Annotated in this window: 7 protein-coding genes; all 7 read left to right on the plus strand. The window is 48.0% G+C overall.

The annotated features are described in order from the left end of the window. A partial coding sequence (locus AC06L3_RS09025; RefSeq protein ID WP_475670293.1) for an amino acid--tRNA ligase-related protein occupies nucleotides 1-471 on the plus strand: 471 nt, incomplete at its 5' end. A 21-nt stretch (nucleotides 472-492) separates the two neighbouring features. Beyond that, nucleotides 493-1,113 (plus strand): uridine kinase, encoded by a 621-nt coding sequence (udk, locus tag AC06L3_RS09030; RefSeq protein WP_475670294.1) that lies wholly within the window; start codon nucleotides 493-495, stop codon nucleotides 1,111-1,113. Between the two features lie 20 nt (nucleotides 1,114-1,133). Next, a complete protein-coding gene (locus AC06L3_RS09035) occupies nucleotides 1,134-1,856 on the plus strand; it encodes an energy transducer TonB (RefSeq protein WP_475670295.1) in 723 nt (240 codons plus the stop codon). 25 nt (nucleotides 1,857-1,881) lie between these two features. After that, on the plus strand, nucleotides 1,882-2,550 hold the full coding sequence (locus tag AC06L3_RS09040) for a hypothetical protein (protein WP_475670296.1): 669 nt from the start codon (nucleotides 1,882-1,884) through the stop codon (nucleotides 2,548-2,550). Nucleotides 2,551-2,555: 5 nt separating this feature from the next. Then, complete coding sequence (locus AC06L3_RS09045; RefSeq protein ID WP_475670297.1) at nucleotides 2,556-5,255, plus strand: TonB-dependent receptor; 2,700 nt, start codon at nucleotides 2,556-2,558, stop codon at nucleotides 5,253-5,255. Nucleotides 5,256-5,275: 20 nt separating this feature from the next. Next, the gene (locus AC06L3_RS09050; protein ID WP_475670298.1) at nucleotides 5,276-6,442 is read left to right on the plus strand and encodes a DUF4249 family protein; all 1,167 of its coding nucleotides are present in this window, start codon (nucleotides 5,276-5,278) and stop codon (nucleotides 6,440-6,442) included. A gap of 92 nt (nucleotides 6,443-6,534) precedes the next feature. Next, nucleotides 6,535-8,274: a hypothetical protein gene (locus AC06L3_RS09055; RefSeq protein WP_475670299.1), complete on the plus strand. Its 1,740-nt coding sequence runs from the start codon at nucleotides 6,535-6,537 to the stop codon at nucleotides 8,272-8,274. The last annotated feature ends 177 nt before the right edge of the window (nucleotides 8,275-8,451 follow it).

Raw genomic sequence — 8,451 nt, forward strand, 5'->3', positions numbered from 1 at the left:
CTGCCATACACCGAGGGTGTTAAGATCCTCCTTGAAAGCGGAAAGAAATTCGAGTTCCCTGTAGGCTGGGGCATAGATCTCCAGAGCGAGCACGAGCGTTATCTGGTTGAGGAGCATTTCAAGAAACCTGTGATACTTACAGACTACCCTAAGGACATCAAGGCATTCTATATGAAACAGAACGATGATGGCAAGACTGTAAGGGCAATGGATGTCCTCTTCCCTAAGATAGGTGAAATCATAGGCGGTTCCGAAAGGGAGGAGTCACTTGAGAAACTTGAGAGAAGGATTGCCGAACTCAAGATGGATACAAGAAACCTCTGGTGGTACATAGATACCAGAAGATTCGGAACAGCGCCTCACAGCGGCTTCGGACTCGGATTCGAGAGACTGCTGCTCTTTGTGACAGGTATGTCAAACATCCGCGACGTGATTCCGTTCCCAAGAACACCAAAGACAGCCGAATTCTAATAAAATCCAAGATTTCCAGCAATGTTGATAATAGGAATAGCAGGTGGTACAGGCTCAGGCAAGACCACGGTAGTGAACAAACTCAGAACAGCTTTGAGGGATGAGAGGATTGTGATCATTCCGCAGGACAGTTACTATAAGGACTGCAGCCATCTGTCCGAGGAGGAGAAGTCGGTTTATAATTTCGATCATCCCGATTCAGTGGATTTCGACCTTCTCATCCAGCACCTGGAGACTTTGAAGAGCGGCCAGGGCGTTGACCAGCCTGTTTATTCTTACGTCACCTGTTGCAGAAGCATTGTTGATACCGTGAGGGTTGAACCTGCGGAGATAATCATAGTTGAAGGCATACTTATCTTCACCAACAAGAGCCTGCTCAGGATGCTTGACCTGAAGGTGTTCGTTGACGCAGATGCCGACGACAGGCTGGGTCGTGTAATCTGCCGTGACATTGTTGAACGCGGCAAGACAGTCCAGCAGGTCCTTGACAGGTACCAGCTCACCGTGAAGCCCATGCACAACCAGTTCATAGAGCCAAGCAAGAAATTCGCCGACATTGTAATTCCTCAGGGAGGCAACAACAAGGTTGCCATTGATGTCCTTCTTGCACGAATTGAGAAGGCCCTCCAGCAGAACAGGTAAAATCATTATTTTTTACAGCGATGGACAAGGAGCAGAAGAAAGAGAAGAATGTGGGGCTGTACGCCACCATCATATTCCATCTTCTGCTCGTTATTGTTCTTCTGTGCGCATCCATCCGCAACGTGATAGTGGGGGACCCTGTCTTTGAACTCGATTTCTCTGCACAGGAGGCGCAGGAGGAGATTGAAAAGCTGGAGATGATGAAGGAACAGGCTGCCCGCGAAGTGGAGGAGATGCTTGCAGCAGCTTCAAGCACACCGGCTTCAGCTTACAGGAACATTGCAGTTGACCGCAATTCTGCTTTGAAGGATGACCGTCACGCCAATCCCGATGCAGTGATGGAGGAGGCTCGTGAACTTCAGCGCAAGCTCAACAAATCAAAGACCGACGCTTCATCCAGTGAGGATGATGAAGTGGCCGTTCCCGACAAGTCCGAGAAAAAGGAGAACGCTCCGCAGTACAAGGGGCCTACGGTGCTTTCATATTCACTTGATGGCAGAAAGGCCATATATCTGCCGGTGCCTGTGTATAAATGTATGGGAGGCGGTGACGTAAGCATACAGATAAGCGTGAACAGAAAGGGCAAGGTAGTTGCAGCCAAGGTCATTGAGGCCGCTTCAGTGTCCGATGAGTGCATACGCAAGGCTGCGCTTGATGCCGCAAGAAGAAGCACGTTCTCGGCCAGCGGCAAGGCTCCGGAAAAGCAGACAGGTGACATTACCTACAGATTCATTGCACAATAAATCAGAAAACAAATTCATTACAACAATGTCCAATACTCTAAGAAACGTGGCGGCTTTGCTTGCCTGCCTCCTGACATGTACGGCATATTCCCAGACATACGGGGACTACGCCGCCAAGGCAGGTGAGAACATGCTTCTGTACAGAGGAAGCCAGGCTGTACAGTACAGGACGGCACACAATGGGAATCCTTACTGGTATTCTCCGGAATTCAAGGAGGGAAGCCTCGTGTACAACGGGAAGGAATACTTCAATGTAAAGCTCAACATTGATGCCGCCTCCGGCCAGCTGCTCATACTCCATCCGAACGGAGTTTCGCAGATCACCCTCTACAGGAATCTGGTGGAATCTTTCACTATCGATGGTAAAGAATATTTCAATCTGAGGAAGCAGGGCTATGACGTTCAGGAGGGCTTCTATGAAAAGATGCTTGCTGCTGATGGAGGTATTCACATATACAGGCGAATAGACAAGATACTCCAGGACGACATACGCTATCACAATCAGGGCAGCGGGGATTATGAGATAGGGTATTATGATCCGAACTACAAAAGGAACGTTCATCCATATTTCTACAATAAGGAAAGCTTTCTTGTGATTCAGCCCGGGAAGATTCTGACTGCCAGAAACAGGAAGGCGCTGGCTTCGATATTCAGAAGAAACAGGGAGTTGAGAAAAGCAATTGAAAATCTGTAAGCAATATGCAACATTACATATCAGGGAAAAAGGCGATGCTTGCCATGATCTTCCTGCTCTTTCTGGCAGGGACTGTCCGGGCCAGCGCTTATTCACAGCAGACATATACAGGACAGTATGAAGTGAAGGGCGTAAGCGCCGATTCACTGGCAAGATACATAAGGAAGCATGTTTCAGACAGACTGTATTTTGCTTACGGCAATGCCGATGTGGCCTTTTATTCCGCCAAAGGAGCCGGCAAGGAGGAGTTCCTCAAATCCGCAATCCAGGAATACAGGTCAAAGGGATACACAATTGAAAACCGTGACGGGAAAATATTCGTATTGCGCGGCAGAGGCTTTGCCTCCAAGTTGCCCGAAGGATATTTTGCCGTGAAGGAAACGGGTCTGAAGGATACCACTCTCTTGAAATATGCCAGTGAGGAAACCATAACGGCAACTTTTGCGAACAAGGTGTATGAAATAGGTGACAGAACGGACACTCCCGCTCCAAAAGCCTATGTGAAGGGATATGTAAGGGATGCCTTGAGCGGCGAACCGCTTGCAGGTGTGGTGATATCAAGCGGAAAAACAAAGTCATACACGCAGACCGATGCCAACGGCTTCTATAATTTCAGACTTTCCACAGGCGAGGATGTCCTTGATTTCAACGCCTATTCAATGGAGAGCCTCAGCCTCAACGTGAAGGTATGGCAGGATGGTTCATTTGACGTGAACATGAAGGAGAAGGTGTTCGAACTCAAGGGCGCTGTTGTAACTGCCGATGCATCGGTAACGCATCAGACCGGAAAAATGGGAGTGGAGCGCCTGAGACTTGATAGAATCAAGAAGGTGCCTACTGCATTCGGCGAGGCTGATGTACTCAAGGTAGTGCTCACTCTTCCAGGTGTGAAGTCGGTGGGCGAGGCCAGCGGTGGATTCAATGTAAGGGGAGGTTCCACTGACCAGAATCTTGTGCTTTTCAACGATGGAACGGTGTATAATCCAAGCCACATGTTCGGTGTATTCTCTGCATTCAATCCCGATCTGGTATCTGACATTGAACTGTATAAAAGCTCGATTCCGGTTGAATACGGAGGCAGAATATCTTCTGTGCTCGATGTGAAGACCAGGGAGGGAAACAACAAGAAATTCGCCGGTTCAATAGGAATAGGAGTACTTACCAGCCGTTTGCAGCTTGAAGGCCCGCTGAAAAAGGACAGAACCTCATTCATACTCGGGGGCCGTGTGACATATTCCAACTGGATTCTGAACCTTCTGCCCGATGACAACGGATATTCAGGAGGAAAGGCGAATTTCTATGACGCCAACCTTGGCATAACGCATCATTTCAACGCCAACAATACCATACAGTTCTTCGGCTACTATTCGGCGGACAAGTTCAGCTTCTCACAGGACACCACTTTCAAATACGGCAATTTCAACGGCTCGGTGAAATTCAGAAGTCATTTCACCGACAGGCACAGCCTCACTCTTACGGCAGGATATGACAATTACAGGAATACTCTGCAGAATTTCGAGAACGATTATTCATCGTACACACATAAGAGCGCCATCAACCAGATGTATCTAAAGGCAGTGTTCAAATCGGTGCTGAGCGACAGACATTCACTTACATACGGAGTAAACGGAATACGCTACGACATGCAGCCTGGGAAAATGCAGCCTTATAATGAATCCTCGCTTGTGATTGAAAGGCAGCTTGAGAAGGAGAATGCCATTGAGGCCGCAGTTTTTGTGGGTGATGAGTGGAAGGCTTCGGACAGGCTGATTCTGGAATATGGAGCAAGGCTGTCGGGGTACAAGATGAACAAGGACAGCGAACTCAGCGTCTTCCCTGAGATAAGGCTCAGCGGCAAGTATTCATTCGCTGACAATTTCTCAGTTAAGGCGGGCTTCAATACAATGAATCAGTATATCCATCTGCTGTCAAATACAACGGCCATTTCACCAATGGATACCTGGAAACTGAGCGGAAAGGAAATCAAGCCGCAGAACGGATGGCAGGCCGCCGCAGGTCTGTACTGGAGCGTGGCAGGGAATCTTCTGGATATATCGCTCGAAGGCTATTACAAGCAGATGGAGCATTACCTTGATTACAAGGCGGGTGCTTCACTGATGATGAACGAGCATCTGGCCGATGACCTGATAGAAACCAGGGGCAAGGCATACGGTGCGGAGCTTATGCTCAAGAAAACCAGCGGCAAACTTAACGGATGGGTGTCATACACATATTCAAGAACTTTCCTCAAGGAAAGTAAGGACAGGGGAATAGAGACCATTAACGGAGGAGACTGGTACAATGCTCCGCATGACAAGCCTCACGACGTAAAGCTGGTTGCAAACTACAAGCTTACCCACAGGTTCAGCTTCTCAGCCAATCTTGACTATTCAAGCGGCCGCCCGGTAACCATTCCTGTTGGAACCTACGAATACGGCGGAGGTACAAGACTGGCATATTCCGAAAGGAACGCATACAGAATTCCAGACTATTTCCGTCTGGATCTGGCAATGAACATTGAGCCGGGGCATTATCTGAAGAGCCTGGCGCATTTCTCCATTACCTTCGGCGTTTACAACGTAACAGGAAGAAGGAACCCATATTCAGTATATTTCACTTCACAGGCAGGTCAGACACCAAAGGGACACATGCTCTCGGTGTTTGCCACACAGATACCTTACGTTAACATAAACATTAAATTCTAGGAGGAGGGGATATGAACATTATGAAGATTTTTTCAAGACCGGTCATCTGCTTTCTGGCAATTATTGGATTATGTTCCTGTGTGTATGACTATGAGCCGGAAATAAAGGAGCTTCAGGATGAAAGACTGGTCATTGAGGGCGATATCCTTGTTGGATCCGTTTCAAATGTGAAGGTGTCCCTTATGAAGTCACTCACATCCGGAACACGCAGTGATTATCAGAAAGTTCCTGTAACGGCATTTGTGGAATCAAGCACAGGTGAGGAATATGCAGGCACCGTTGTTGAAACGGGCGCCGTTGAGATAGACCTGACTGAAGCTCAGTCAAGTACGAAATACAGAATGCATGTGAAAGACACGAGAACCGGCAAGGAATATGCATCGCCGTGGCTCGAGGTTCAGAAGGCTCCGGTAATAGAATCTGTGAACGTGACGGCCGACATACCTGCCGGTGAACTTTCATTCTACCTCAGCATGCACGGCAATGGAAGCGAGTATTTCCGCTGGAGCTTTGACGAGGACTGGGAATACCGTGCGGCTTACAGGGCCGTTCTGAAGTATATACCACCTGTACAAAGAGGTGAAACAGGAGAGATTGTTGAAATGCCTGACAGCGAGAATCTGTTCTATTGCTGGGGCAAGGATCATTCAAAGGCAATCAACCTGGCAACAACCAACGGACTTGCCACAAATGCACTCGTCAATCACAGGTTCTATATACTTGGCAGGGCTGAGAGAAAGATATCGTACGTTTACTGCATGACGCTGAAGGCTCAGAGCCTGAGTCAGGAGTGTTACAGATACTGGAGCAATCTGGAGAAGGTGAGCGAAATGTCGGGAGATCTTTTCGCACCTGTTCCAAGTGAAATGAGAGGCAATATAAAATGCCTGCAGGATACTACCGAAGCGGTTATAGGGTATATCAATGCATCAGAACTTGCGGTAAAGCGGACTTTCTATTTCGATGCAGACCATTCCTTCTACAGATCAGACGAAAAGTATGAGGAACCATTAGTTGTGCCTGAGAATGAGTGGCTTAAATATTATGAGAAAGCATACGTGCCAATCGATTATGATTTCGAGGAGTTCAATGTGAGATATCTCTGGGGGCAGAAGAGCTGTGCCGACTGCCGCTCCCTGGGAGGCACGAAGAACAAACCATCTTGGTGGCCTACGTCAGATTTGTAAAAAGTCATGAACAAGTTCCATAAAGATTTCCGGGTTGCCTTTGGATGATTGCTTAACGGAATAAATGTGGAAGATAGAATACAATTGATCTTATGAAAGTTAAATCATATATACTTGCAATATTGAGTGCGCTTGTGCCAATGACAGTTTACTGTTATGGCAATGGAACCGCCGAGGATCTGGCGTACGTTGAAACTGACAGGAACGTGTACTTGGCAGGAGAGAAGCTTTGGATATCTGTTCTCTGTCTGAACAGGAACAATGACAGGAACAATCCAAAGTGTAATGAGTGGACCATAGGCTCAAACAGCAGCATTGCCTATGTTGAGATGCACTCCGCAGACGGAATGGTCCTCACTGAGCGCATAGCTCTGGCAAAGGGCAGGGGAGCGGGTTCCTTCACCCTTCCTGCAAACCTTCCTACAGGCAATTACGTGCTCACCGCATACACAAAATGCGGAGCGAACGCCCCCGAGCAGTTCAACAAAACCATTTCCATTTACAATTCTTTCACCTGCGACAGGGTGGCTGACGGAGTGGAGGTTTCCGATGAAAAGCCGGCTGGAGCCGCTGCAGCAAATATGGTACTGTGCGGAGCCGGAAAGGGCTATGAGGCAGAGTTCCTGAGCGCTGCTGCTGGCAGGTTCAAGGTGAGAATCACAAATAATTCCGGCAAGGATGGTGTTGTGAACATATCGCTTGTTGCAAATGATGCACTTTCAGAGCTTGCCAGGGAGAACAGAAGTCTGGCTGATGCGCTCAAGGCAGTGGAACTATCGCCGGTGGATGAAAACAAACAGATTGAGAGCGTGAAGAGGGAGCTTGAGTATGAGGGGGAGATAATTGAGGCAAGGGTTGTTGGAAAGGATGCTTCAAGGGTTTGCTCAGGGGATTTCTGCGCCTGCATATCGGTTCCGGGCGAAAGATCTGACGCTTATTGCAGTTATGTAGCTGCTGACGGGCTTGTGAGGTTCTATTCCAACAATATTTATGGTATAAAGGATATGGCTCTTCAGATACTTGAAGCTGACAGCAGCTGGGACTGCCATCTTGAGCTGGTGCCGCCGTTCAGGAATGTACAGGTCAGGATTCCGGGAAAACTGGTGCTTTATCCTTCTTTACAGGAAGTCCTGCTGGAAAGAAGCGTTGGCTCGCAGATAGTGAAGCAGTTCCATACGGATGCCCTGCAGGAACTGATGCACGTGAGAATCAACCCTTTGCTGGGAGAAAGGAGCATTTCATACAGGCTTGATGACTATACCAGATTCCACAATATGGAGGAACTTTTCGTTGAGTTCATAACGGAACTCAGAACAAGAAAGGGACAGATTCAGGTAAGGACAGAGGATTCGTACGAGGATCCTACATTCGAGCATGGAGCATCGCTGGTGATGCTTGACGGCGTTCCTGTATTTGACCATTCAAAGATTCTTGCGTACGATCCGTTGAACGTTGAGAGCGTTGAGATTTATCCTTACAGATATTTCTTCGGTAAATATGAATTCTGCGGAATCGTGAATTTCGTGACTTACAAGAGGAATATGCCGGGATTACAGTTCAACAGCAATGTGCGTATCGAGGAGTTCAAGGGAGCGTCATATCCTGTTGCATATACGTGCAGGAATTTACTCGATGATAATGCTGCGGGTGCCGCTGGTGCATCCGGCTCCCAAAGAGCCAGTGATACGGGTTATCCTGATTACAGGATCACATTGTACTGGAACCCTTGCGTTAGCATTCCGGCAGGCGGAAGCTTTGAGTTCGAAGGCCCGATTCCGGAATACTGTACCAGGGAGAATATTCCGCTGCTGGTGAGGGTGAATGGGTTGTAGACAGCATTTTGCTGCCAGCGACTTCAATAAATCTTTGCTGTGTTTCACCCTATGACTGATTTTTGGGCAGTTTTGGTAGCGAAGGTCGCTTGTCCACATCCCTACCCCTTTCCGACAGTGTTGTCGTCAGCACATAATTTAGAAATAGAGCGGCTTTCTCCTGATATGTTTCTTTCG

Source organism: Candidatus Egerieousia sp., from assembly GCF_056211015.1.